Below are 23,192 nucleotides of genomic sequence, written 5' to 3' on the forward strand. Positions count from 1 at the left end.
CCGCAAGAGCCGCGCTGGAGGCCCAGCGTGCCGCGCGGATGCAGGACACCGCACGCGCCGAGACCTCGAGAACGCCCGGCGGCTCCAGGAGGCGCAGGCGCGCCAGAAACAGGAAGAGCTGGTCAGGGGGAGCGCCGGCCGAGAACGGCGTGACGCAGGGAACAACACTCTCAGCGGCCCGTCGTACTGAGCACGGCACTCGTCACCGGCGGACCGTCCCCGACGACCGGGGGCCCGGGCTGCAGCTGCGGATGCCGCAGCCGCACCGCGCGGTCCCGGGTGTTGTCGTCGGTGAAGGTCGCCGTCAGCAGGTCGGCGTAGACCCCGGCCAGGTCAGCCTGCAGGAGGTAGTGGTCACCGACCTGGGCGCGGGCGCGGTCCCAGGACCGGATGGACCACCAGGTGGCGAGCACCACAGCCATGACGACGGTCGAGACGTACATGGCAGGGTCCTCGGTGGCTCCCAGCCAGATCCCCACGCCGGCGTTGATGACCAGGCACGCCAGCATCACCCGGTGGCTCAGGAAGGCCGCAGCGACGCCCCACATGATGGCGATCCAGGTGATCCAGACCGTCCACGGGGCCAGCAGGACCATGATGGCTGGGTCGTGACGGGTCAGCCCGGAGCGCATCACCCCGACCTCGTGCGTGATGACCGCCGCCGCCTGTTGTGGTCGCAGCTGCCCTGACCAGAGCGCGTCGATCAAACCCCTGCTCACCACCACGGTGCGCCGACCGAGCGCGGTGACGCCCACCTGCTGGCCCGGACCGACCAGCAGCTCGAGCCGCTGCGGGGGGATGCCGTGTCGCAGCAGGATCTGGGCCACCGGCGCCAACGTGTGCCGCTGGTGGAGCCGGGGTGCGCGTGCGCGCAGGACGAGGCGGGCCAGCCATCTCTCGCCGGGCCCGGTGTCGGCGGCCGCGGCCACCAGGAGCAGGACCACCAGCGTCAGGGCCGCGGGACCGTACCGCCCCAGCTGGCGGACGGAGTCGTACCAGCCCAGCGCCAGCTCACCGACGACCAACCACATCGGGGCACTCATGAGCATCGGCACGACCAGTGCGCGCGCCCGTGCCCGCCGCGCTCTGCCCAGTGTCATCGCGCCACCTCCCAAGTGACCCACTGCCGCTTTACCGCCAGCTGATTTCGAATCGGTGAGTCCCAGGCCTTTGGTCCCCCGCTTTAGGGGGCATGAACAGCAGCCTGCACGTCGACACCGACAAGCCGCAGGACTTGTCCACAGGCCGGCCCTTCCGGCCTCTCCTCCCCAGATGGGGCAGTACTGGGCTCGACCCCGTCCCTGAACGCGTAGCCATGAACCGGACGCCGTCCGGAACGGTACAACCGAAGGAGATCGACCACATGAGCGACACGACACCCGACGCCGCCCGGGTCCTGGTGCACATGCACCAGCTGCTGTGGCAGGCAGGCACCGAGGCCGATCGGCGGGCCCACCAGAGCCGCGACCTGGACACGGTGGCGCTGGCGAACAACCTGACGTATGCCCGGGACCAGGTGTTCCACCTGGTCCCGGAGTCTTACCGAGATGCGCTCCTGGACCGGCCAGGCGCCGCCGGAGCCGATCCCGTCGAACTGGCCCGTCGTGCCGAGGAGCTGAGCCGGACAGCACCGGTCCACCACTTTCCCCCCGGCATCGTGTCGGTCGTCGACCTCCTCATCGAGACGGTGGGGGAGTTCTCATGAACCGGCGACGCCAGCCCACGATCTACCCGCCCAGCGCCGGAGAGCTGATGGACCGCGCCAACGTCCTGGCCCGCGACCTGCTGTACGAGGCACCCCACCGTGACGGTCGCGCGATGCTCCGGGCCTGGGGCGAGGTCGTCGAAGGGGCCAGCGAGCTGTGGCACCAGCTCCCGCAACGCTCGGACCTGCCCGGCAGCGGCAGGCAGGTCATCGACCAGCTCGAGCGATCGGCCAGAACGCTGCACCGCTCGGCCGGTGGTGGGATCGACGTCGACCCCACCCTGCAGGAGATCGGCCAGATGTTCACCGAGGCTGCATGCCTGATCACCTGCAGCGGCGTCACCGAGCGCCGCGAGCCGAACCGGTGGACCGATGCCCAGCTGCGCGACTCCTTCGCCGCGCGCGTCAACATCATGCACACCCTCTACGTCGCTTCCCACGCCGTCTCCGTAGCCCTTGCCAAGACCGCGGCGGAGGAGAAGGGCGACCCCCGTCTGCGGGTGCACCGGGTCACCGCTGAGGAACTACGCCACCAGGTCCTCAGCATCGAACAGATCACCCACTCCTACATCAACGGCCACTACCCGCAGGCGTTTCACGGAAGGCACCGCGAGCCGCCGGACGACACCAGGATCCCCGGCGCCATCGCCAGCTGGGACGTCCAGGCCCAACGTGCGCTGACCCGAGAACCGACGACCCACGCGCTGACGCGGGTGGCTGGGGCAGCGTTCAGCGCATCTGTGCACGTGCACGCGCTGTGGCGGGCAGTCGTCCAGACCGGCCACGTAGCCCCCCGGACGTTCGACAACGAGATCAGTCCCGCGCTGGAAACCATGATCGAGAAGTGGGGCGAGGCACATACGTACTTCCAGCAGCTCACCCACCCGCACGACTCGAGCCCTCTCGCGCTGAGCAAGGCAGGGTGGGAACTGGTGGACGCCATGCGAGAGGTCACCGCGACTAGGCGCATGCCCGCCTCGGTCGAGGACATCCGGGAACGTGTGGACGGTGAATCTCTGGTGAGATCGCTGCACCGGTTCCACGCCACCATGGCCGGTGTGGCAGGGGTTTTTCACGAGGCCGCGCGCAAGGCGCCCCTGCTGGTCGACGCCAGGGCGGCCAACGACATCGCACGAACGGCCTCCGAGGACAACGGTAGAGGGGTCCCACCGCCACAAGAGGCAACCGTTGCCCCGCGCGACGTCCTCCACAAACGAGCCATCCCGATCCCAGAAGGCATTCGGGGCCCTGCCGAGGAAGCCGGCGGCCAGGCAGCCCTGGCGACGCGAGTAGCGCTGCGCTCCACCCTGGCAGCCAGCGACGGCAAGCTGGTTGCCATGAGCATCCCCTCCAGCTGGACGCGCGCGGTCGGGACCGCCGGCCGGCTGTCCAGCAGCCAGAGGCATGAACGCCTCGAGGCGGCCGGAGGCACGGTGCATGCCATCAACAGTCAGGTGACCCGGTGACGGATGAGGGTACATGAAGGCGGTGCCCCGACCTGTGGACAGCCGGCCCAAGCAGTGCCGGGACAGTCGATGATCAGTCAGGTGTATCTGTCCCCCCTTCCCGCGGCAGGACGACGGTGGGTAGCCCAAGCAGAACCGATTTGTCACCACCTGAGTCCCAGGCGCTGGTTCATCCGCTTTAGGGGGTAGGAGGCACAAGACGTGTCTGCCGGAGAGCACGAGGGAAGTGATGACTGTGACTATTCAGCAGAGGTCGTGGTGGAACCCGCGGGGCCTTGCTGGCGCGCAACGGAACGGCGTAGCAGGGGCGGAGGAAGGACTGATCGCACCCGCGGAGATGATGTTTCTCACTGTCCAAGAGGTTGCCGACCTGCTTCGCGTCAGCCCCGGGACGGTCAGGGCGTGGGCAGCCAAGGGCGAGGGGCCGCCCTCGATCCGCTTCGGCAAGCAGATCCGGTACCGGCCTGAGAAGGTCGAGGAGTGGGTGCAGGAGCAGGAGCGTGCCCGTCGTGCTTGACCGGCGAACCTCTCCACGCACTGGTCAGGTCACGTGGAGGGTTCGGTGGTGGGAGTCGACGCCCGGTGGAGGCCGAAAACAGCGGAGCCGATCGTTCAAGAGCCGTGCGGCGGCGCTGGAGTTCCAGCACCAACGTGAACGAAAGCTGCGCCTGGGCGTCGAACACTCAGCCGGTCGCGTGCCGGTGTCCGAGGTCGCTGAGCGCTTTCTCTCTGGGCTTGTGGGCACCGTGGAATCCCGCACCGTGCAGGGGTATGCCCAGCACTGGCGCACTCACCTTGCCCCCGCGTTCGGCGCACGACCTCTCGAGCAGGTCACGTCTCCCATGGTCCAGGACTTCGTGTCGGCGCTGGCGCGCGAGCGGTCGCCAGCTACGACGAGACATGCGCACAGGGTGCTCAGCCTGATCTTGGATCAGGCGGTCGCCGAGCGGCGAATCGCTGTGAACCCTGCGCACGGCGTGCGCCTGCCCAGCCTGCCTCAGTCACGCGGAGACCATGTGCTCACCGTCAACCAGGTCGAAGAGCTGGCCGGTGCTGTGCTGCACCACGGAACCCTCGTCCGCCTCGCCGCGTACTGCGGACTGCGATGGGGTGAGGTCGCTGCGCTCCAGGTCGGTGACGTGGACCTCAGCTCACGTCGGCTTAGGGTCCAACGCGCCCAGGTTGAGGTCTCGGGGCGCGTTGAGGTCAAGCCGCCCAAGTCTCGGTATGGGCGCCGGCGCGTCCCGATCCCATTGCGCCTGCTTGACGACATGCGCGACGTGGTCGCAGGTCGTGCCGCAAGCGAACTGCTGTTCACCTCACCCGATGGTGGCCGGCTGCGGGCGTCCAACTGGAAGCGGTGGGTCGCGTGGTCGCAGGCCGTTGAGTCGGTCGGTGTGGACATCCGGTTTCACGACCTCCGGCACACTTGCGCAAGCCTCCTGATCCAGGCCGGCGCGACACCGGTGGAGGTGCAGCGCATCCTGGGGCACAGCACGCCGGCGACGACGCTCAACCTCTATACCCATCTCCTGCCGGACGCCCTCGACGGCGCGGCCGCACGGCTCGATGATTACCTGGGTGCGGAAGCTGTGGTGGCCAAGCTGGTGGCCAAGCCCCCGACTACGTTGCAAGACGGAGCACCATGAAAACCGGGTTGTGGCGCTGTGACCAGCAGTTATGCGGGAGTGGGCCCCGTGGGACTCGAACCCACAACCTACGGATTAAAAGTCCGCAGCTCTGCCAATTGAGCTAGAGGCCCGCAGCCGGTGAGAGGACCGGCCGCGACGTCCCAGGCTAGCCCCCGCTGCCTGCCTCCGGGGCCGGCCGCCCCGACGGGCGGCTCACCACAGCTTGTGCCACCACTTCGGCTCCTTCTCGCCAGGGTCGAGCGAGATGATCTCCACGCTGCTGAAGGCGCCGCTGTGGGCGATGGTGAGCCGCCAGCGACCGGGGTCCGAGACCCCCTCGTAGTCGCCGCTGAGGCTGCTGAACAGCGCGCTCCCACCCTGCACGTCGACCCCCACCCCCCGCGGGACGATGACCTTGCAGCTGGAGAAGATGTCGTTGAGGCGCAGCTCCACGACGCCCGAGGTGACCACCGCCTCGCGCAGGTCCAGCACCGTCTCCGAGAAGCCGCCGGACACGGTGAGGACCTCGGGGACCTGCCAGCGCCCGATGCGGTGGGTCGAGCTGAAGAAGCTCGTGATGCGAGCCGGGGCGGGGGCCGGCGGGTCGGCAGGACGCCGTGCCAGCCCGGCCTGCTCGGAGGGGACGCCCGGTCGCCAGTCGGGGGAGTCCTCGGCGGCCGGTCCGCCGACGATCGTCACCGGGCGGTCGACGTCGTCCCCGGTGCCCGTGACGGGCGGCCCCGGCAGGGGCGGCACCCGCTCGTCACCCTCGGTGTGGTGCGGGTCCCTGGCCCCTCGCCCGTCTGCTCCGTCCGTCATGCCCCCACCGTAACCGGCCCGCTCAGCGCCGATGCGGCAGCCGGACGTCGGTCCAGACCAGGCGGTGGTCGCTGGTGGGGAACGGGAAGGTGCCGACGAGGTCGTAGAGCGGGTCGTCGCTGGTCGGCCAGAAGACGCCGGCGTCCCGCACCGGGAGGGACCTGCTGGGCAGGACGTAGTCGACGCGCAGGTTGCCCGGCTCGGGGTCGTCGTTGAAGTCGGCGGTGTCGTAGGCAGGGTCGCCGACGTGGGAGTCGTTGGCCCCGCCCTGCACCTCGGCCGCCTCGACCGCGCCCTCGCTGTCGGGCACCACCTGGGCCCCCACGCGAGGGTGGTCGAGCAGCTGGTTGATGGCGCCGTCGCGGGAGTCGCCGTCGACGGGGTCGGCGTTGTAGTCGCCGGCGATGACGAAGCGCGCACCCGGACGCAGGCCGCCGGTGCGACCGCGGTCGTCGTAGATGTAGCGCGAGTGCTGCGGGCCCGCGACGTAGTCGGCCCAGAAGCGGATCTCGTCGTGGTTGCGGCGTCCGTTGCGGTCCTCCGGGCCGTCGAACGTCGGGGGAGTGGGGTGCGCCGCGAGCAGGTGGACCGTCCTGCCACCGACCCGGATCGGCACGTCCCAGTGCGACTTGCTCGACAGCCGCAGCGGCCGACGCTCCTGCGCGTCGTAGAACCCGCTCGGGATGAGGTTGCCCGGCATGTCGGTCCAGCGGAAGCGCTGGAAGGTGCGGACGGCGTGCGTCTCGATCGGGAAGCGGGAGTAGACGACCATGCCGTACTGGCCGGGGAACTCACCGAAGCCGTAGGCGTCGTCCGGCCCACCGAGCTCGCCGTCGTCGTTGAGGTCGAACCCGCTGGGGACCCCGGTGTTGGACGGGGCGACGTAGGCGTAGGGGTAGTCGATCGGGTCCGCGCCGTCCTGGCCGACCGCGAGGTAGTTGTCGCGGAAGAGGTCGACGTTGTCCCGGTCGTAGTCGAACTCGTTGACGAGCACCACGTCCGGGGCGGCGCGCTGGATCGTCTCGGCCACGTTGCGGGCCTGCTGGTCCTCCCCGGTGGAGAGGTCGGCGGTGAGCTGGCCCTCGCTCGCGCGGTTGAGGGAGGCGTTGAAGGTGGCGAAGCGCACGTCGAGCTCGACCGGGCGGTCCGGGCCGCGGGACGGCGCCGCGACCGCGGGGGTCGTCAGGGCGGCACCGACCAGGGCCGCCACCACCAGGGTGGAGAGGGAGCCCGTGCGCGTCGTCATACCTCTTACGGTAGGGGGTGGCACCGACACACCGCCAGCCCGTCGCTGTGGGACAGTAGGCGCATGAGCCAGACCTCCCCGGCCGCGGCGCCGCGGCTCAGCGAGACAGAGCGGCGCCTGGTCGAGACCAACGGCATCGAGATCATCGCCGAGGCCGAGCGGACGGCCAGCCCGCACGACCTCTTCTGGCCCTGGTTCGCCGCCAACATCTCGGTCTTCGGGATCAGCTACGCGAGCTACGTCTTCGGCTTCGGGATCAGCTTCGCCCAGGCCGTCCTCGTCACGGTGCTGGGGGTCGTCGCCTCCTTCCTGGCCTGCGGCATCATCGCCATCGCCGGCAAGCGCGGGTCGGCACCCACCATGGTCCTCTCGCGGGCCGCCTTCGGGGTCAACGGGCAGAAGGTGCCCGGGGTCTTCTCCTGGCTGATCTCGATGGGCTGGGAGACGTTCCTGGCCATCATGGCCGTGCTGGCGACCGCCACCGTGTTCACCCAGCTGGGGTGGGGAGGGGGCGCCCTCACCTCGGTGCTCGCGTGCGCGGTGATCGCCGCGCTCATCGTCGGTGCCTCCGTCGCGGGCTACCACACGATCATGCGGATGCAGTCGGTCCTGACCTGGCTGACCGGCGCCGCCACCATCGCCTACATCCTCATGACGCTGGACCGCATCGACCTCGCCGCCGTCACCTCGCGCGAGGCCGGCCCGGTCGAGGCGGTCATCGGGGCCCTGGTGCTGCTCATGACGGGGTTCGGGCTGGGGTGGATCAACATCGCCGCCGACTGGTCGCGCTACCAGCGTCGGGACGCCAGCGGTGGCGCCATCGTGCTGTGGAACACCCTCGGTGGTGCCCTGGCGCCGACCCTGCTCGTCCTCTACGGCCTGCTGCTCATCGGGTCGCAGCCCGAGCTCGAGGAGGGCATCGTCAACGACCCGATCGGCACCCTCGCGACGATCCTGCCGATCTGGTTCCTCGTGCCGTTCCTGCTGGCCGCCGTCCTCGCCCTCGTCAGCGGGGCGGTCCTCGGCATCTACTCCTCCGGGCTGACGCTGCTCTCCCTGGGCATCGACATCCCCCGTCCCGCCGCCGCACTCATCGACGGCACCATCCTCACGCTGGGCACCATCTGGGTCGTCTTCTTCGCGCAGAGCTTCCTCGCGCCCTTCCAGAGCTTCCTCATCACCCTGGGCGTGCCGATCGCCGCCTGGGCCGGGATCCTCATGGCCGACGTCGCGCTGCGGCGCCGGGACTACGACGAGCAGGCGCTGTTCAATCCCCGCGGTCGCTACGGCGACTGGAACTGGACCGCCGTCGGCATCATGGTCCTCGCCGCCGTCGTGGGCTGGGGGCTGGTCATCAACACCTTCGCCGACGCCGCCGCGTGGAACAACTGGCAGGGCTACCTGCTCGGTCCGCTCGGCCTGGGCGGCAAGGAGGGCACCTGGGCGTGGGCCAACCTCGGCGTGCTCGTGGCGCTCGCCATCGGGTTCGTCGGCTGGCTGGTCCTCGGCCGCGCCATCGTGCGCCGCCAGGAGTCCGAGGAGCGGGTATGACGTCGCAGCCCTGGTTGGTCGTGGTCGACGCCCAGCGGATCTTCGCCGACCCGTCCTCGGAGTGGTGTGCCCCGCGGTTCGCCGAGACGCTCGCGCCGATCCGCTCACTGGTGGACGAGCACGCCGACCGGGTGGTCCAGACCCGCTGGGTGCCTCCGCACGTCCGGCACGGCTCCTGGGTCGCCTACCTCGAGCGCTTCCCCTTCGCCGACCGTGAGCAGCACGACCCCGTCTTCGACCTGGTCGAGGAGATCGCCGAGCTGCGGCTGCCGCACACCGTCACCGAGCCGACCTTCGGCAAGTGGGGCGAGCGGCTGCACGACGTCGTCGGCGCCGACGCGCACCTCGTGCTGGCCGGTGTCGCCACCGACTGCTGCGTGCTCTCGACCGCCCTGGCCGCCGCCGACGCCGGCTGCACCGTCGAGGTGGCGGCGAGCGCCTGTGCCGGGTCCAGCGACGAGGCGCACGAGCGGGCGCTCGCGGCGATGGAGCTCTACGCCCCGCAGGTCACCATCCGCCGCTGACCCGAGGTGCCGGCAGCTGCCGGTGCAGGGCCAGGGCGCGCAGCGCCGAGGCCGCGCCGACCAGCGCGAGCACGACGAGGGCCGGGGTCCGCAGGTCGTCCACCTCCTGGAGGGGTACGCCACGCGCGAGGCGGACCACCTGCCAGGCCGTGACGAGACCGGCCAGGGTCAGCAGCGCCCGCAGCGTCGTCGCCACGGTCAGCCAGATCCACCGGAGCGGGCCGAGCAGCCACCCCCGACGCAGGTGGAGGGCCACCCGCCGACGGACCACGGCGACCGCCCACGCCAGCAGCCAGAGCGGGGTGAGCACCCCGATCCCCAGCAGCCCCGCCGCCCACCACCGCCGCGCCGCGGCATCGACCCAGTCCTGCGGCAGCCGGTCGACGATGCCCTCGGACCAGGCCGGCACGGCCGCGACCACGTCGTCGAGGGCGACGACGGACCCCACGGCCAGGAGGGCCGGCAGCAGCCACAGCAGACCGCAGCCGGAGCGCTCCGCACGCTCCCTGGTGGCGGCGTCCTCCGCGGCCTCCCGCTGCTGCCGCAGGTACTCGTAGTGGGCCCGGTCGGTGTGGAAGAACTCGGTCTCGTCCGGCGGCATGCCTCAGGCTAGTAGCCGCTGGACGACCACGTCCACGGTCTCAGTGCCGCGTGCCCAGCACCGCCAGGGTGGCCAGCCCGTAGGCTTCCTCGGCGTCCCGGTGGGCGAAGGTCGTGGGCGAGCCCTCGACCAGCGCGACCACGGCATACTCGATCCCCCCGTGGTCGTCGTTGCCCTCGTCGTCGCTGCGGCGCAGCCCCAGCCCGACGAAGTCGTGACCCAGCACCGCCCGCAGCTGGTCCTCCCGGGGGAGCCAGGTGGTGTCGTCCAGCGCCACCGAGTCCAGGGCCCACTCGGCGACCCCGTTGAAGCCGATCACCGAGCCGCCCACGAACTCGTGCACCTCCACGGTCATGTCGGCGAGGTAGAAGACGTCGTGCGTCATCCCGGAGCGGTCCACGACGAAGCGGTCCCCGGCGAGGGGCGACCAGATGAGGCCGGCCTCGTGCAGCCGGCGGGCGAGATCGACGCTGAGCATCTGCCCATCGTGCCCCACGCCACCGGGGCGACGCGCGGCGAGGCGGGCCCTCGGGCGCCCATCACCGACAATGGAGGAGATGGCCACCGACCAGACCCTGACCGACCGGCTCCCGTCCACGGGAGAGGGTGGCGGCACCCCCGACGCCGACACGATCTTCGACACCTTCGCCGCCTGGGCGGCCGACCGCGGCACGACGCTCTACCCCCACCAGGAGGAGGCGCTGCTGCACCTGCTCGAGGGCAGCAACGTCGTCCTCGCCACACCGACCGGCAGCGGCAAGTCGCTCGTCGCGACGGCGGCCTGCTTCCTCGCGCTGGCCCGCGACGAGGTCGCCTTCCTCACCGCGCCGATCAAGGCCCTGGTCAGCGAGAAGTTCTTCGACGCCTGCCGGACCTTCGGCGCGGAGAACGTCGGCATGCTCACCGGCGACGCAGCCGTCAACGCCGACGCCCCGATCGTCGTCTGCACCGCCGAGGTGCTGGCCAACATCGCCCTGCGCGAGGGGGAGGGCGCCGACATCGGGGTCGTCGTCATGGACGAGTTCCACTACTACGGCGACGGCCAGCGCGGCTGGGCCTGGCAGGTGCCGCTGCTCACGCTGCCGCAGGCGCAGTTCGTCCTCATGTCGGCCACGTTGGGCGACACGAGCCGGTTCAGCGAGGACCTCACCCGGCGCACCGGACGGCATACCGCCCTCGTCGCCGGCGCCGAGCGGCCGGTCCCGCTGCACTTCGCGGAGTCCCTCGCCATGACCCCGCTGCCGGACACGATCACCGAGCTGCTGGAGGAGCGCCAGGCGCCGATCTACGTCGTCCACTTCACCCAGCGGGAGGCGTTGGAGCGCGCGCAGTCGCTGCTGTCGGTGCCCAAGCTCGTCGACGCGGCCGAGAAGGAGGCGATCCGCACCCGGATCGGCGCGTTCCGGTTCACCGCGGGCTTCGGACGCACCCTGTCCCAGCTCGTCCGGCACGGCATCGGGGTGCACCACGCCGGGATGCTGCCGCGCTACCGCCGGCTCGTGGAGCAGCTCGCCCAGGACGGGCTGCTCAAGGTCATCTGCGGCACCGACACCCTCGGGGTCGGCATCAACGTGCCCATCCGCACCGTCCTCTTCACCGGGCTCGCCAAGTTCGACGGCTCCCGGCAGCGGGTCCTGCGTGTCCGGGAGTTCCACCAGATCGCCGGTCGAGCCGGGCGCCCCGGTTTCGACACCTCGGGGTATGTCGTGGTGCAGGCCCCCGAGCACACGATCGAGAACGCGCGCGCGCTGACCAAGGCCGGGGACGACCCGAAGAAGCAGAGACGCGTGCAGCGCAAGAAGCCGCCCGAGGGCTTCGTCTCCTGGAGCGAGCAGACCTACGCCAAGCTCGTCGGCGCCGAGCCGGAGTCGTTGCAGTCGAAACTGAGGGTCGACCACGCGGTCATCCTCAACACGGTCGCCCGCCGCGGAGACCCGGTCACCCACCTGACCCGGCTCCTGCGGGACAACCACGAGACCCCGGCGGCACAGAACCGGCTGGCCCGGCAGGCGGTGAGCCTGGGACGCTCCCTGCTGGACACGGAGGTGCTGGTGCGCCTGGACCCCCCGGGCGACGGGGGCCGCACCATCGACCTCGGGCCGGGCGTGGCGGAGAACTTCGCCCTCAACCAGCCGCTCGCGCCGTTCGCGCTGGCCGCGCTGGACCTCTTCGACCCGGAGGCCCCCACCTACCCGCTCGACGTGGTCTCGGTCGTCGAGGCGGTGCTCGACGACCCCATGCCCGTCCTGCTCGCCCAGCGCTACCGGGCCCGCGGGGAGGCGGTGGCGCGGATGAAGGCCGACGGGGTGGACTACGACGAGCGGATGGCCCAGCTGGAGGAGGTCAGCTGGCCGCAGCCGCTGGCCGAGCTGCTGCAGGCCACGCTGTCGACCTACCGACAGTCCCACCCCTGGGTGCGCGAGGACGCGCTGTCGCCCAAGGCGGTGGTCCGGGACATGTGGGAGCGGGCGATGAGCTTCACCGAGTTCGTCGGCTACTACCAGCTCGCCCGCTCCGAGGGCGTGGTGCTGCGCTACCTGACCGATGCCTACCGCACGCTGCGCCAGACGGTCCCGGAGTCGGCCTACACCGAGCAGCTGCACGACCTCGTCCACTGGCTCGGTGAGACGATCCGGCAGACCGACTCCTCGCTGCTGGAGGAGTGGGAGGCGCTGACCGACCCGGACCGGGTCGCGGAGGCGGCCCGGCAGGCCGCCGCCGGGGCGCCGCCGCCCCCGGCGCGGCCCATCACCGGCAACGAGCGCGCCTTCCGGGTCATGGTGCGCAACGCCATGTGGCGTCGGGTGGAGCTGGTCGCCGACGACGCCTGGGAGGCGCTGGGCGACCTCGAGGCCCAGGTGGCGGCCCTGCCCGAGCCGGCGATCGAGCCGCTCCTCACGCGGCAGGACTGGGACGAAGGGGTCGGGGCGTTCTACGACGAGCACGACCAGGTGGTCCTCGACGCCGACGCCCGCGGCCCCCAGCACCTGCGGGTCGAGCCGGTGCCACCGGCCCAGGCGCGGATCGGCGACGGCACCGCCCAGCGGGTCTGGCGGGTGACCCAGACCGTCACCGACCCCGACGGCGACCTGGACTGGGTGATCGAGGCCGAGTGCGACCTGGACGCCAGCGATGCCGTCGGCGAGCCGGTCCTGCTGGCGACGAGCTTCCGCCGGCTCTGAGGAGCGCGCCGAACTCGCCGGCGTCGCCCGCGCCGCGGGAGGCGGCTCAACGTGACGGGCGGCTCAACGTGACGGGTCGCGCAACCCGACGGATGGCTCAGTGCGACGGCCGGCCGACCGTCGCCGCCAGGGCGGTGAGCGCACCGATCCAGCCGTCGCGCATGGAGGTGTCCGCGTCGGCCTGGGCGATCTCGTGGGTCAGCACGACGAGGGTGCCGTGCGAGTGCCCGGTGAGCGTGATCGTCACCAGGTCGTCCTCGGCCTGACCCTCCCCGGTCTCCCACCGCCACGCCAGCTGGACCAGCGAGGGCGGCTCCAGCCGGGTGAAGTGCCCCGCGGCACCGAGCGAGGCGACCTGCGAGCTGACCGCGAAGCGACCGCCCTCGGTCGCGTCCACGGTGTGCCGGGTGTCCGGCAGACCGGGCCACCACCAGGTGGCGAGGACCTGCGGGTCCGTCCACGCGGCATACAGGGTCTGCGGGTCGGCGTCGACGTCCTGCGCGACGACGATCCTGGGGCCGGGGTAGCTGCGCGGCTGCGTCATCGGTCGTCTCCTCGGTCACCGGTCAGGTCCTGGTCGGTGCCGGGCTCCGGCTCCAGGCCCAGGACGGCCCGGATCGTCGGCACGCACTCCACCGTAGTGGCCCGGCGCCGGCCGTCACCCGGCAGCGGGTCCCAGTAGCGCAGGTGGTCGTGCAGCGGCAGCAGGCGGTGCCACCAGGGGTGGTGCCGACCCGTGTGGTGCACCGCCACGTCGCGGATGCCGGTGCCCAGGACCCCGCGCAGCGGCCCGCCCACCGGGTCGCCGAACGCGAGCCACCGCGCCGGGAAGTAGAGGTTGGTCCACCGGGTCGGCCCGAAGGGGGCGCCGTGGTTGCCGACGAGGACCGTCCGCTCGAGGTCGCCCCGACGCAGCACCGCGGGGTAGAAGGACGCCGAGCGCTCGTCGGCGTCCGCGGACGGGGCCAGCGAGGGCATCGGCGGGCACATGGGCAGCTCGAGGTCGTCCTGCCGGCGCTGCAGCGAGGAGGCCCGGGTGTCGAGCAGGAGGCGGCCGTGCGCCAGCGGCGACCCCAGGGTGAGGAAGTCGGTGACGAGCCAGGGCACGCCGCGCTCCCGGCACTCCCGCCAGAGCCGGCGCTGCACGTGCTGGAACACCTCGACCTCCCCGGCCTCCAGGCCCAGCGGGTCGCTGTAGTCGTGCACCAGGCGCTCGGCCTCCGGCTGCGGGCCGGCCTTCTCGAAGGTGGGGTGACGTGCCTCGTCCCAGAAGAGCCGCAGGATGTCGTAGCCGATGACCGAGCCGAGGGAGTGGCCCACCACGGCGATCTCGTCGTAGACGCCGGAGGTGTGCAGCCGCCGCATGAGCTCCAGCCCCTCGGTGCGGATGTCGGTGCGGGCGGCGACCCCCGACGGGTCGGGCGTGAGGTAGCGCTCGGCGTCCGCCAGGCGCCGGGTGAGCAACGGACGCACCGCCGCCTGCGCCCCGGCCAGCCCGGCGGCCACCCAGAAGGGCGGCTGGGTGAGCCAGGCCCGCACCCCCTCGCGGGAGACCATGACGACGGCGATGAGCGCCGCCACCGCGACCGTGAGCAGCAGCCCGAGGGTCAGCACGTTGAGAGCGGGGGCGGCGGGGCCGCCGGCCCACCCGGACCGTCGGCGCAGCAGCCGGCCCAGCCAGGCCAGGACCTGAGGCGCGCTCGACGTCGGCGCGTGGTGGGCCCAGTAGAGCTCGTAGAGGTCGGTCGGGGCGCGGCGGGAGGAGCGCCCGTAGAGGGCCATGCGGCGCAGCTCGAGGTTGTCGCTGAGCCGGTCCGGCTTGCTCCAGGCCGCGCGGCCCACGCCCAGACCGTCGAGGAAACCCCGCAGGGTGCCCGTCGGCTCCTGCTCGCCGATCCCGTGGATGAGGACGACCGCGCGGCGGACCCTCCCGTCGCCCTCCCCGGCGACCGGCCGGGTGGGCTCCCCGAGCCGGGCGTCGGCGGCGAGCGGGTCACCGGAGCGTGTCCCCCACCTCGTCGTCATCCGGGCACTCTCGCAGCGGGGTACGACAGACCCGGGCCGCCGCAGGTCAGGCCTCGTCCAGGACACCGCCGAGGTAGTCCAGCAGCGGGGCGCGCACCGGCATGAGGTAGGCGTGGTGGCCGCGGTCGCGGGCGAAGTCGACGACGCGCCGGGCGAAGTCGCGCTGCCAGCCGATCGAGGTGTCGAAGCCACGGGGGAAGACCACCCGGTTGCGGCGGCGCCAGTAGCCCATCGCCCCGTCCGTCGTCACCGACGTCGCGCCCCACCACACGGGCAGGTCGGAGGGAAGGACCGAGGCCCACGCCGCCATGAGGTGCACGTCGAAGAACGGCTGGGTGAAGATGCCGCTGGCGCCGGCCGCGAGCTTGCGGTCGAGGTAGCGCATCTCGGTGGTCATCGCCTGCCGGTAGGGGTCCAGGCCGGCGTAGATCGTCACCCCGGGCAGCTCGCTGCGCAGCCGCCGGATGACGTCGACGGCGTCCACCGGGTAGGTCGCGGAGTGGAAGTAGTCGGCGTCGTCGCCGGACACCACGAGCAGCTCACCGGTGCGCCGCGCCTCCTGCGCCATGGGGAGCTCGGCGTCGGGGTCCACGTCCGCGGCCCGGATGTGCGGGATCGTCCGGTATGCCGTGCCGTCGCCCCGGGTGGTCGACTCCCGGGCGACCTGGGTTGCCGCCCAGCTGCGCAGGTCGAACTTCACCAGGTCGGGGATGTTGACCGTGTCCACGGTCGTGAGGTGCTCACGGACCTGCAGCATCTCGCCGCGGACCGACTCGGCGCTGCGCGGGACGAGCTCGACGGAGATGCGGGACGTGGTGGACATGGTGGCCCAGTCTTCCAAGCGGTCGTGCGGGTCGGGAAATCGCCGCCGACGCCGCACCACCTACGGCGGCCGGGGATCAGCTCCGCAGGATGTCCAGCACCTCGTCGATCTTGGTCTCGACCCCGGTCAGCCGTGTCTCCACGGCATCCATGGTGGTCTCGACCCCGGTCAGGCGTGTCTGCACGGCATCCATCTTGGTACCGAGGTCGGCGATGTCGGTCCCGAGCTCGTCGAGGCGGTGGGTGTGCCGCTTCTGCGTGCCCTGGATGTCGAAGAGCATGGTGTAGATCTCGGAGACGTCGTTGTCGAGCTGGCGCACCTTGCGTTCGATGTTCATCGCCGTCATGACCGCCACCCTACGCCGTGCCGCGAGGCGCGGACAGGCTGAGCATCCATCTGTGGACGACGCCTTCTCGACAGACCGAGGGCCCCGCGGCAGGTGCGCCGCGGGGCCCTCGGATCGTGCGGTGGGGCTCAGCCCTCTTCGGTGACCATGGTGTCGAAGGCGTCGGGGTACTCCTCCAGGAAGGCGTCGATGGCCTCGGTCTCCTGGCCCTCGCCGTACTCGTTGACGACCATGTCCTCGAGCGCGCCGTACTCCTCGTCGTCCAGCTGGATGCCGGCGATGAGCTCGGCGGCCTCCGGGAACTCCTCGGCGAAGCCCTGCGTGCCGAGGAAGTGCAGCGCCTCGGCCTCGCCGAGCGCCCCCTCCGGGTCCTCGAGGGTCTTGATGTCGAAGGCGCTGTTGGCCCAGAAGGGCTGCCACAGCGTGACGACGATGTCCTCCTCGGCGTCGATGGCGCTCTCCAGCTCGGTGAGCATGGCGGAGGTCGAGGAGGTGACCAGCTCGTAGTCGCCCTCCAGCTCGTAGGTCGGCATGACCGAGTCCTGCGTGGCGGCGGTGAGACCCGCGCCCGGCTCGATCCCGATGATCTGCCCGTTGAACATGTCGGCATTGCCGGTGAGCTCGGAGATGGACTCGATCTCGGTGTAGGTCGGCACCGCGAAGGTCAGCTTCGCGTTGTCGTAGTAGGCGCCGAGGTCCTCGATGCGGTCGCCGTACTCCTCCATGTACTGGGCGTGGGTCACCTCGGGCCACGCCGAGGGGTACATGTCGACGTCGCCCTCGGCCAGCCCGGTGTAGAGCAGGGCGGCCTCGGTGAGCTCCTCCATCTCGACCTCGTAGCCGAGCTTGGTGAGCTGGTCCTCCAGGAGGTAGGCGGTGGACAGCCCGTCCGTCCAGGACGGGATGAAGCCCATGGTGATGGTGCCCTCGGCACCACCGGCCGCCGGCTCACCCGAGTCACCGTCACCGGTGTCGCCGCCGGAGTCCCCACCGCCGCAGGCGGCGAGGGTCAGGCTGGTGGCCAGGGCGGCCCCGGCCAGGGTCATCGTGCGGTTGCGTCGAAGCATCATTTCTGGTGGTTTCCCTTCGTATGGTGCGAGCGCCCGTCAGGCGCTCCGTTCGGTTCGGTCGATGTCACGGCCCGACCTGAGCGAGTCCGCGACCCTTGTCGGCGCCGCCCTCGACCCGCTCGTCGGCCTCGTCCTGCGCCGTGTCGCTGTCCGAGGCGTCGCCGCCGCCGTTGGACCGGCGGCGGAGCATGCTCAGCCCCGAGTGCGGGTAGTCGCCGGGTCGGCCCAGCGCGGCGGTCACCCGGTCGAGGTAGATGGCGATGATGACCACGGACAGGCCCGCCTCGATGCCCTGCGGCCCGTTGAGCGTCGAGATGGAGGCCACGACCTCCTTGCCCAGCCCGTCGGCTCCGGCGATGCCGGCGATGACGGCCATGGACAGCGACAGCATGATGACCTGGTTGACGCCGGCCATGATGGTCGGCGTGGCCAGGGGAAGCTGGATCCCGCGCAGGATCTGGCCCGGGGTGGCGCCGAAGGCCTGGCCCGCCTCGACGGTCTCCGAGTCCACCCCGCGGATGCCGAGCTCGGTGAGCCGGACCCCCGGAGGGAGGGCGAAGATGACCGTGGCGAAGATGCCGGGCACCACGCCGATGCCGAAGAACACCACGGCCGGGATGAGGTAGACGAAGGCCGGCATCGTCTGCATGAAGTCCAGCACCGGCCGGACGACGGCGCTGACCTGGTCGTTGCGCGCGGCGAGGATGCCGATCGGGACGGCGATGAGGATCGCCACCAACGTGGCGATGAGGACAAGCGCGAGGGTCTGCATCGCGGTCACCCACTGGTCCATCGCGATGACGAGCAGGAAGGTGATGACCGTGCCGAGGGCCAGCTCCCACGAACGGACCAGCATCCCGAGCAGGGCGAACACCACGACCAGGATCAGGGCCGGCACGGTCACCAGGGCGTCGGTCAGCGTGGTGACCAGGAAGTCCAGGACGGTCGACACGAAGTCGAGCAGCCACTCGAAGTTGTCGTTGATCCACTCGAGCACACTGTCCCCCCACTCGCCGACGGGGATCCGGGGGACGATCGAGTCGTTCTCGTTCATGCGACACCTCCGGTCGGCTGCAGCTGGGCGTCGGGGGTCGTGGCCGGCTGGCCGCCGTCCTCGTCCGCCGCGGGCGGGCTGGAGCGCAGCGCGGCGAGCAGGGTGACGCGAGGGATGACGCCCGCGACCTTGTCCTGCTCGTCCAGCACGATCAGGAGGGCGTGCTCGGTGGCGTGCCCGAAGAGGTCGACCAGGTGGTCCCCGGCACGGACGACGCCGACCTGCTCGGCAGGCACCACCCGCAACTCCCCGCCGTCCCGGACGGCGGTCGCCACGTCGCGTTCGCGGACGAGGCCCGCCAGCGTGCGGTCCCGGCGGACCACGGGAAGGATCGTGGTCTGGTGCTCGCGCATGAGCTTGTGCGCGGTCTGCGGACCCTGCTCGGTCCCGAGGACGGCCACCGGCGGCTCCATGATGTTGGCGGCCGTGAGCACCCGGGTGCGGTCGACGTCCTGGACGAACTCCGCGACGTAGTTGTTCACCGGGTTGTTGAGGATCTCCTCGGCGCTGCCGATCTGCTCGATGCGTCCGTCACGCATCATCGCGATCCGGTCGCCGAGACGCATGGCCTCGTTGAGGTCGTGGGTGATGAACAGGATCGTCTTGCCCAGCTCGTGCTGCAGCTCGATGAGCTGGTCCTGCATGTCCCGCCGGATGAGCGGGTCCAGGGCGCTGAAGGCCTCGTCCATGAGCATGATGTCGGTGCCGGAGGCCAGCGCCCGGGCCAGCCCGACGCGCTGGCGCATCCCGCCGGAGAGCTCGCCGGGCAGCGACCCGCCCCAGCCGCCGAGGCCGACCATGTCCAGCGCCCGGTCGGCCTTCTTCTCGCGCTCGGACCGGCTGACCCCGCTGATCTCCAGGGCGTAGGCGGCGTTCTCCCCGACCGTGCGGTGGGGCAGCAGCGCGAAGTGCTGGAAGACCATGCTGACCTTGTCGCGGCGGACCCGGCGCAGCTTCTCGCCGGTGAGCCGGGTGATGTCGTCGCCGTCGATCGACACCGTGCCAGCGGTCGGCTCGAGCAGCCCGTTGACCATGCGGATGAGGGTGGACTTGCCCGAGCCGGACAGGCCCATGACGACGAAGATCTCCCCCTCCTTGACGTCGAAGGAGGCGTCGATGACGGCAGGGGTCAACCCCTGCTGACGCAGGTCGGCGCGGGTGGCGCCGCTCTCGAGGGCGTCGACGCCGCGTTGCGGGCGGCGGCCGAAGACCTTGTAGAGCTTCTCGGCGGAGATGGAGGCCACGGGACTCCTGTGATCGGGGGCACACGGGTCCCAAGAAAGTAGCAACGTCAGATCCTCCACCGCAGGTCCAGAGGGGGTTCAGCGCCGCTTCGTGACAGGAACGTTACGTAGACAACGGTCAGGTCACGATGCGCGCGGAGCGGGAATGAGGTACAAGGCGCCGCCGTGAACAGCCTGTCCGACCGCTCAGTGGAGCAGCGGTCCCAGCCAGCGCTCCGCGGTGACGACGTCCCAGCCCTTGCGCCGTGCGTAGTCCTCGACCTGGTCGCTGCCGATCCGCCCGACGGAGAAGTAGCGCGACTCCGGGTGGCCCACGATGAGCCCGGAGACCGCGCTGTTCGGGCTCATCGCCCCGTGCTCGGTCAGCGTCATCCCGGCCTGCTCTTGCGCGTCCAGCAGCGACCACAGGGTGAACTTCTCGGTGTGGTCCGGCTGGGCGGGGTAGCCCGGTGCGGGGCGGATGCCGTCGTAGCGCTCCTTGATGAGGTCGTGCGGCGCGAGGTCCTCGTCGGGTGCGTAGCCCCACAGCTCGGTGCGCACCTCCCGGTGCACCCACTCGGCGAACGCCTCGGCGAGCCGGTCGGCCAGGACCTGCACCATGATCGCGCCGTAGTCGTCGTGCTCCTGCTCGCGCAGCCGCGCCGCGAGCGTGTCCGCCCCGTGGATCGACACCGCGAACGCCCCCACGTGGTCGCCCACGGGCGCCACGAAGTCGGCGAGCGCGGCATACCCGCCCTGGCGCCGCTCCTTCTGCTGCCGGAGGGTATGCAGCACCACCGTCGAGCTCCCCGCCGCGCCTGGTCCTGTGTCGAGCACGATGTCGTCGCCGTCGGCGGACCGCCGGGCGGGCCACAGACCGACGACGCCCCGGGGGGTGAACAGGCCCTCGTCGAGGACCCGGTCCAGCCAGCGCTGCCCGTCCTCCCAGGTCGCCCGGGCCTGCGCGCCGACCTTGGGGTCCTCGAGGATGCGGGGGTAGGACCCGCGCAGCTCCCAGGCGGTGAAGAACGGCGTCCAGTCCACGATCTCCACCAGCTCGGCCAGCGTCGGCTCGACCACCCGGGTGCCGAGCAGCCGAGGGGCCACCGGCACCGGGTCGGCCACCGCCCGGGTGCTGGCCCGGGCCTCCTCCAGCGGCACCAGCCGCACGTCCTTGGCGCCGTGCCGCTCGCGCAGCTCGGCGTAGGACCCGGCCACCCGGTCGCGCAGCTTCTCCTCGTGGTGGATGGCGTCCGCGACGACCCCCACCGCCCGGGAGGCGTCGACGACGTGCACGACCGTCCCCTCGTAGGCCGGGTCGATCTTCACCGCGGTGTGGGCGGGGGAGGTCGTGGCCCCCCCGATGAGCAACGGGGTGGTGAGGCCGCGGCGCTGCATCTCGGTGGCCAGCGAGACCATCTCGTCCAGGCTGGGCGTGATGAGCCCGGAGACCCCGATGACCTCGGCGCCGAGCTCGTCGGCGGTGGCCAGGATCTTCTCCGCGGGGACCATGACCCCGAGGTCGGTGACCTCGTAGCCGTTGCACCCCAGCACCACGCCGACGATGTTCTTGCCGATGTCGTGCACGTCGCCCTTGACCGTGGCCATGACGACCCGGCCCTTGCTGTGCCCACCGGTCTCCGCGGCCGCCGCCTCGAGGTAGGGGGTGAGGTGGGCCACCGCCTTCTTCATCACCCGGGCCGACTTCACCACCTGCGGGAGGAACATCTTGCCGGCGCCGAAGAGGTCGCCGACGACGTCCATCCCGGCCATGAGCGGGCCCTCGATGACCGCGAGCGCGCTGCCGAGCTCTTGGTAGGCCTCCTCGGCGTCCTCCACGGCATACGTGTCGACGCCCTGCACGAGCGCGTGCCGCAGTCGCTCGGCGACCGGCGCGTCGCGCCACGCCAGCTTGGCCGCGGCGGCGGCCGAGCGCTCACCCGGCGCGGCCCCCTCGCTCTCGGCCTTGATCCGCTCGGCCAGCTCGATGAGCCGCTCGGTGGCGTCCTCGCGGCGGGCGAGGACGACATCCTCCACCACGTCCCGCAGCTCGGGGTCGAGGTCGGCGTAGACCCCCAGCATCCCGGCGTTGACGATGCCCATGTCGAGCCCGGCCCCGATGGCGTGGAAGAGGAAGACCGAGTGCATGGCCTCGCGGACGACGTTGTTGCCCCGGAAGGAGAACGACACGTTGGAGACGCCCCCGGAGACCAGGGCGCCGGGCAGGTTCTCCTTGATCCACCGGGTCGCCTCGATGAAGTCCAGGGCGTAGCGGTCGTGCTCGCTCATGCCGGTGGCGACGGTGAGGATGTTGGGGTCGAAGATGACGTCGTGCGCCGGGAAGGGGTCGGCCAGCGCCGCGCTGGGTGTCGTCAGCAGGTCGTAGGCGCGGCGGCAGACCTCGATGCGGCGCTGGTAGGTGTCGGCCTGACCGGTCTCGTCGAAGGCCATGACGACGACGGCCGCGCCGTAGCGCCGCACCACGGCCGCCCGGCGCAGGAACTCGGCCTCGCCGTCCTTGAGCGAGAGGCTGTTGACGACGCCCTTGCCCTGGATGCACCGCAGCCCGGCCTCCAGCACCTCCCAGCGCGAGGAGTCGATCATCACCGGCACCCGGGCGACGTCCGGCTCCCCGGCCAGCAGGTTGAGGAAGTGGGTCATCGTCTCCGGCCCGTCGAGCATGCCCTCGTCGACGTTGACGTCGACGATCTGGGCGCCGGCCTCGACCTGCTGCCGGGCGATGGCGACGGCGGCGTCCCAGTCGCCCTCCCGGACGGCCCTCGCGAACTTCGGGCTGCCGGTGAGGTTGGTCCGCTCGCCGACGTTGACGAAGTTCACGTCCGGGGTGAGGGTGAACGCCTCCAGCCCGGAGGTCCGCAGGTATGCCGTGGGCTCGGGCGCGCGGCGCGGCTCGACCCCGTCGACCGCCTCGGCGATGGCCCGGATGTGCTCGGGCGTGGTGCCGCAGCAGCCGCCGACGATGTTGACCAGGCCCTCCCGGGCCATGTCGCCGAGGACCTCGGCCATCTCCTGCGGGGTGTCGTCGTAGCCCCCGAAGGCGTTCGGCAGCCCGGCGTTGGGGTGCACCGAGGTCAGGGCCACGCTCGCGCCCCCGAGCTCGCGCAGGTGCGGGCGCATCTCCTCCGCGCCGAGAGCGCAGTTGAGGCCGACCGAGGCCAGGTCGACGTGCTCGGTGGAGACCGCGAAGGCCTCCGGGGTCTGGCCGGACAGGGTGCGCCCGGAGGCGTCGGTGATGGTGCCGGACAGCATGACCGGGACCCGGGCGTGACCCACCGACTCCCGGGCGTCGAGCACGTCACCCACCGCGTGCAGGGCCGCCTTGGCGTTGAGGGTGTCGAAGACCGTCTCGACCATGAGCACGTCCGCGCCGCCCTCGAGCAACCCGTCGACCTGCTCGGCGTAGGCCTCGCGCAGCTGGTCGTACGTGATCGCCCGGAACTCGGGGCGTTCCACGTCGGGGGACAGGGAGGCGGTCCGGTTGGTCGGGCCGAGCGTCCCGACCACCCACCGGGGCTGGCCGGTCTCGGCCTCCACCTCGTCGGCGACCGCGCGGGCGACCCGGGCGGAGGCGACGTTCATCGCGTGCGCGAGGTGGCCCGCGTCGTAGTCGGCCTGCGCGATGGTGGTCGAGGTGAAGGTGTTGGTCGTCAGCAGGTCGGCACCCGCCTCGAGGTAGGACCGGTGCACCTGGGCGAGGACGTCGGGCCGGGTCAGCGCCAGCAGGTCGAAGTTGCCCCGGAGGGTGACCTCGCGCAGCGGCTCCCACGCGGGGTCCTGCGCCGGCCCGTGGAAGTCCTCCTCCTCCAGGCCCTGCTGCTGCAGCAGCGTGCCGTAGCCACCGTCCAGCACGAGGATGCGCTCGCGCGCGAGGGCGCGCAGGTCGGGGCGGGGGAGGGCAGACACCC

Annotated in this window: 20 protein-coding genes and 1 tRNA gene; 7 read left to right on the top strand and 14 right to left on the bottom strand. The window is 71.4% G+C overall.

The genetic code is table 11. The features are described 5' to 3' along the window. Positions 1-170: 170 nt before the first annotated feature. Positions 171-1,100 carry a hypothetical protein gene (locus tag Q0967_RS15855; protein ID WP_299450987.1) on the bottom strand — a complete coding sequence of 310 codons (930 nt, stop codon included), beginning with the start codon at positions 1,098-1,100 and terminating at the stop codon, positions 171-173. A gap of 263 nt (positions 1,101-1,363) precedes the next feature. Between Q0967_RS15855 and Q0967_RS15860 the strand changes: the two genes are divergently transcribed. The 4 genes from Q0967_RS15860 to Q0967_RS15875 all read left to right on the top strand — a co-directional run bounded on the left by Q0967_RS15860 (position 1,364) and on the right by Q0967_RS15875 (position 4,820). Next, positions 1,364-1,705, top strand: a complete 342-nt coding sequence (locus Q0967_RS15860) for a hypothetical protein (RefSeq protein ID WP_299450990.1) — start codon at positions 1,364-1,366, stop codon at positions 1,703-1,705. After that, on the top strand, positions 1,702-3,171 hold the full coding sequence (locus tag Q0967_RS15865; protein WP_299450993.1) for a hypothetical protein: 1,470 nt from the start codon (positions 1,702-1,704) through the stop codon (positions 3,169-3,171). The genes Q0967_RS15860 and Q0967_RS15865 overlap by 4 nt, the downstream gene beginning before the upstream one ends. Positions 3,172-3,508: 337 nt before the next feature. Continuing rightward, on the top strand, positions 3,509-3,688 hold the full coding sequence (locus tag Q0967_RS15870; RefSeq protein ID WP_299450996.1) for a helix-turn-helix domain-containing protein: 180 nt from the start codon (positions 3,509-3,511) through the stop codon (positions 3,686-3,688). Then, the gene (locus tag Q0967_RS15875) at positions 3,672-4,820 is read left to right on the top strand and encodes a site-specific integrase (RefSeq protein ID WP_299450999.1); all 1,149 of its coding nucleotides are present in this window, start codon (positions 3,672-3,674) and stop codon (positions 4,818-4,820) included. Before Q0967_RS15870 ends, Q0967_RS15875 begins: the two co-directional genes overlap by 17 nt. A 40-nt stretch (positions 4,821-4,860) precedes the next feature. Here Q0967_RS15875 and Q0967_RS15880 read toward each other — a convergent pair. From Q0967_RS15880 to Q0967_RS15890, 3 genes are all read right to left on the bottom strand, one after another. Beyond that, positions 4,861-4,933, bottom strand: a tRNA-Lys gene (locus Q0967_RS15880). 82 nt (positions 4,934-5,015) lie between these two features. Next, a complete protein-coding gene (locus tag Q0967_RS15885; RefSeq protein ID WP_298752432.1) occupies positions 5,016-5,621 on the bottom strand; it encodes a LiaF domain-containing protein in 606 nt (201 codons plus the stop codon). 22 nt (positions 5,622-5,643) lie between these two features. Further along, positions 5,644-6,867, bottom strand: coding sequence for an endonuclease/exonuclease/phosphatase family protein (locus Q0967_RS15890; protein WP_298752434.1), 1,224 nt, complete (start codon positions 6,865-6,867; stop codon positions 5,644-5,646). A gap of 63 nt (positions 6,868-6,930) precedes the next feature. Here Q0967_RS15890 and Q0967_RS15895 point away from each other — a divergent pair, with 63 nt between their 5' ends. Continuing rightward, a complete protein-coding gene (locus Q0967_RS15895; RefSeq protein ID WP_299451003.1) occupies positions 6,931-8,418 on the top strand; it encodes a cytosine permease in 1,488 nt (495 codons plus the stop codon). Then, a complete protein-coding gene (locus Q0967_RS15900; RefSeq protein WP_298752438.1) occupies positions 8,415-8,942 on the top strand; it encodes a cysteine hydrolase family protein in 528 nt (175 codons plus the stop codon). Before Q0967_RS15895 ends, Q0967_RS15900 begins: the two co-directional genes overlap by 4 nt. Here Q0967_RS15900 and Q0967_RS15905 read toward each other — a convergent pair. Beyond that, positions 8,926-9,543, bottom strand: coding sequence for a hypothetical protein (locus tag Q0967_RS15905; protein ID WP_299451005.1), 618 nt, complete (start codon positions 9,541-9,543; stop codon positions 8,926-8,928). The genes Q0967_RS15900 and Q0967_RS15905 overlap by 17 nt on opposite strands. A 40-nt stretch (positions 9,544-9,583) precedes the next feature. Beyond that, complete coding sequence (locus Q0967_RS15910; RefSeq protein ID WP_299451008.1) at positions 9,584-10,021, bottom strand: pilus assembly protein CpaE; 438 nt, start codon at positions 10,019-10,021, stop codon at positions 9,584-9,586. A 79-nt stretch (positions 10,022-10,100) separates the two neighbouring features. Between Q0967_RS15910 and Q0967_RS15915 the strand changes: the two genes are divergently transcribed. Continuing rightward, positions 10,101-12,725, top strand: coding sequence for an RNA helicase (locus Q0967_RS15915; RefSeq protein WP_298890725.1), 2,625 nt, complete (start codon positions 10,101-10,103; stop codon positions 12,723-12,725). Positions 12,726-12,822: 97 nt separating this feature from the next. On the opposite strand, the gene Q0967_RS15920 is transcribed toward Q0967_RS15915, so the two are convergent. The 8 genes from Q0967_RS15920 to metH form a co-directional block, all read right to left on the bottom strand. Beyond that, positions 12,823-13,269, bottom strand: coding sequence for an SRPBCC domain-containing protein (locus Q0967_RS15920; protein ID WP_298890727.1), 447 nt, complete (start codon positions 13,267-13,269; stop codon positions 12,823-12,825). Continuing rightward, positions 13,266-14,750, bottom strand: coding sequence for a hypothetical protein (locus tag Q0967_RS15925; protein ID WP_298890729.1), 1,485 nt, complete (start codon positions 14,748-14,750; stop codon positions 13,266-13,268). Before Q0967_RS15925 ends, Q0967_RS15920 begins: the two co-directional genes overlap by 4 nt. A gap of 46 nt (positions 14,751-14,796) precedes the next feature. After that, positions 14,797-15,573 (bottom strand): methylenetetrahydrofolate reductase, encoded by a 777-nt coding sequence (locus Q0967_RS15930; RefSeq protein WP_298890730.1) that lies wholly within the window; start codon positions 15,571-15,573, stop codon positions 14,797-14,799. Between the two features lie 76 nt (positions 15,574-15,649). Continuing rightward, positions 15,650-15,919, bottom strand: coding sequence for a hypothetical protein (locus Q0967_RS15935; protein ID WP_298890732.1), 270 nt, complete (start codon positions 15,917-15,919; stop codon positions 15,650-15,652). Between the two features lie 128 nt (positions 15,920-16,047). Next, positions 16,048-16,986 (bottom strand): glycine betaine ABC transporter substrate-binding protein, encoded by a 939-nt coding sequence (locus tag Q0967_RS15940; RefSeq protein ID WP_298890859.1) that lies wholly within the window; start codon positions 16,984-16,986, stop codon positions 16,048-16,050. A 67-nt stretch (positions 16,987-17,053) separates the two neighbouring features. After that, positions 17,054-18,043 carry a proline/glycine betaine ABC transporter permease gene (locus Q0967_RS15945; RefSeq protein WP_298890734.1) on the bottom strand — a complete coding sequence of 330 codons (990 nt, stop codon included), beginning with the start codon at positions 18,041-18,043 and terminating at the stop codon, positions 17,054-17,056. After that, the gene (locus tag Q0967_RS15950; protein ID WP_298890736.1) at positions 18,040-19,287 is read right to left on the bottom strand and encodes a glycine betaine/L-proline ABC transporter ATP-binding protein; all 1,248 of its coding nucleotides are present in this window, start codon (positions 19,285-19,287) and stop codon (positions 18,040-18,042) included. The genes Q0967_RS15945 and Q0967_RS15950 overlap by 4 nt, the downstream gene beginning before the upstream one ends. A gap of 186 nt (positions 19,288-19,473) precedes the next feature. Beyond that, positions 19,474-23,190 carry a methionine synthase gene (gene metH, locus Q0967_RS15955; RefSeq protein WP_298890738.1) on the bottom strand — a complete coding sequence of 1,239 codons (3,717 nt, stop codon included), beginning with the start codon at positions 23,188-23,190 and terminating at the stop codon, positions 19,474-19,476. Between the last annotated feature and the right edge of the window lie 2 nt (positions 23,191-23,192).

It is taken from the genome of uncultured Serinicoccus sp., from assembly GCF_947500995.1.
Classification (GTDB): Bacteria; Actinomycetota; Actinomycetes; order Actinomycetales; family Dermatophilaceae; genus Ornithinicoccus.

Coding starts and splice junctions, on each gene's coding strand:
- Q0967_RS15855 (WP_299450987.1), bottom strand. CDS start 1,100: ATGACACTGGGCAGAGCGCGGCGGGCACGGGCGCGCGCACTGGTCGTG.
- Q0967_RS15860 (WP_299450990.1), top strand. CDS start 1,364: ATGAGCGACACGACACCCGACGCCGCCCGGGTCCTGGTGCACATGCAC.
- Q0967_RS15865 (WP_299450993.1), top strand. CDS start 1,702: ATGAACCGGCGACGCCAGCCCACGATCTACCCGCCCAGCGCCGGAGAG.
- Q0967_RS15870 (WP_299450996.1), top strand. CDS start 3,509: ATGATGTTTCTCACTGTCCAAGAGGTTGCCGACCTGCTTCGCGTCAGC.
- Q0967_RS15885 (WP_298752432.1), bottom strand. CDS start 5,621: ATGACGGACGGAGCAGACGGGCGAGGGGCCAGGGACCCGCACCACACC.
- Q0967_RS15890 (WP_298752434.1), bottom strand. CDS start 6,867: ATGACGACGCGCACGGGCTCCCTCTCCACCCTGGTGGTGGCGGCCCTG.
- Q0967_RS15895 (WP_299451003.1), top strand. CDS start 6,931: ATGAGCCAGACCTCCCCGGCCGCGGCGCCGCGGCTCAGCGAGACAGAG.
- Q0967_RS15900 (WP_298752438.1), top strand. CDS start 8,415: ATGACGTCGCAGCCCTGGTTGGTCGTGGTCGACGCCCAGCGGATCTTC.
- Q0967_RS15905 (WP_299451005.1), bottom strand. CDS start 9,543: ATGCCGCCGGACGAGACCGAGTTCTTCCACACCGACCGGGCCCACTAC.
- Q0967_RS15910 (WP_299451008.1), bottom strand. CDS start 10,021: ATGCTCAGCGTCGATCTCGCCCGCCGGCTGCACGAGGCCGGCCTCATC.
- Q0967_RS15915 (WP_298890725.1), top strand. CDS start 10,101: ATGGCCACCGACCAGACCCTGACCGACCGGCTCCCGTCCACGGGAGAG.
- Q0967_RS15920 (WP_298890727.1), bottom strand. CDS start 13,269: ATGACGCAGCCGCGCAGCTACCCCGGCCCCAGGATCGTCGTCGCGCAG.
- Q0967_RS15925 (WP_298890729.1), bottom strand. CDS start 14,750: ATGACGACGAGGTGGGGGACACGCTCCGGTGACCCGCTCGCCGCCGAC.
- Q0967_RS15930 (WP_298890730.1), bottom strand. CDS start 15,573: ATGTCCACCACGTCCCGCATCTCCGTCGAGCTCGTCCCGCGCAGCGCC.
- Q0967_RS15935 (WP_298890732.1), bottom strand. CDS start 15,919: ATGACGGCGATGAACATCGAACGCAAGGTGCGCCAGCTCGACAACGAC.
- Q0967_RS15940 (WP_298890859.1), bottom strand. CDS start 16,986: ATGCTTCGACGCAACCGCACGATGACCCTGGCCGGGGCCGCCCTGGCC.
- Q0967_RS15945 (WP_298890734.1), bottom strand. CDS start 18,043: ATGAACGAGAACGACTCGATCGTCCCCCGGATCCCCGTCGGCGAGTGG.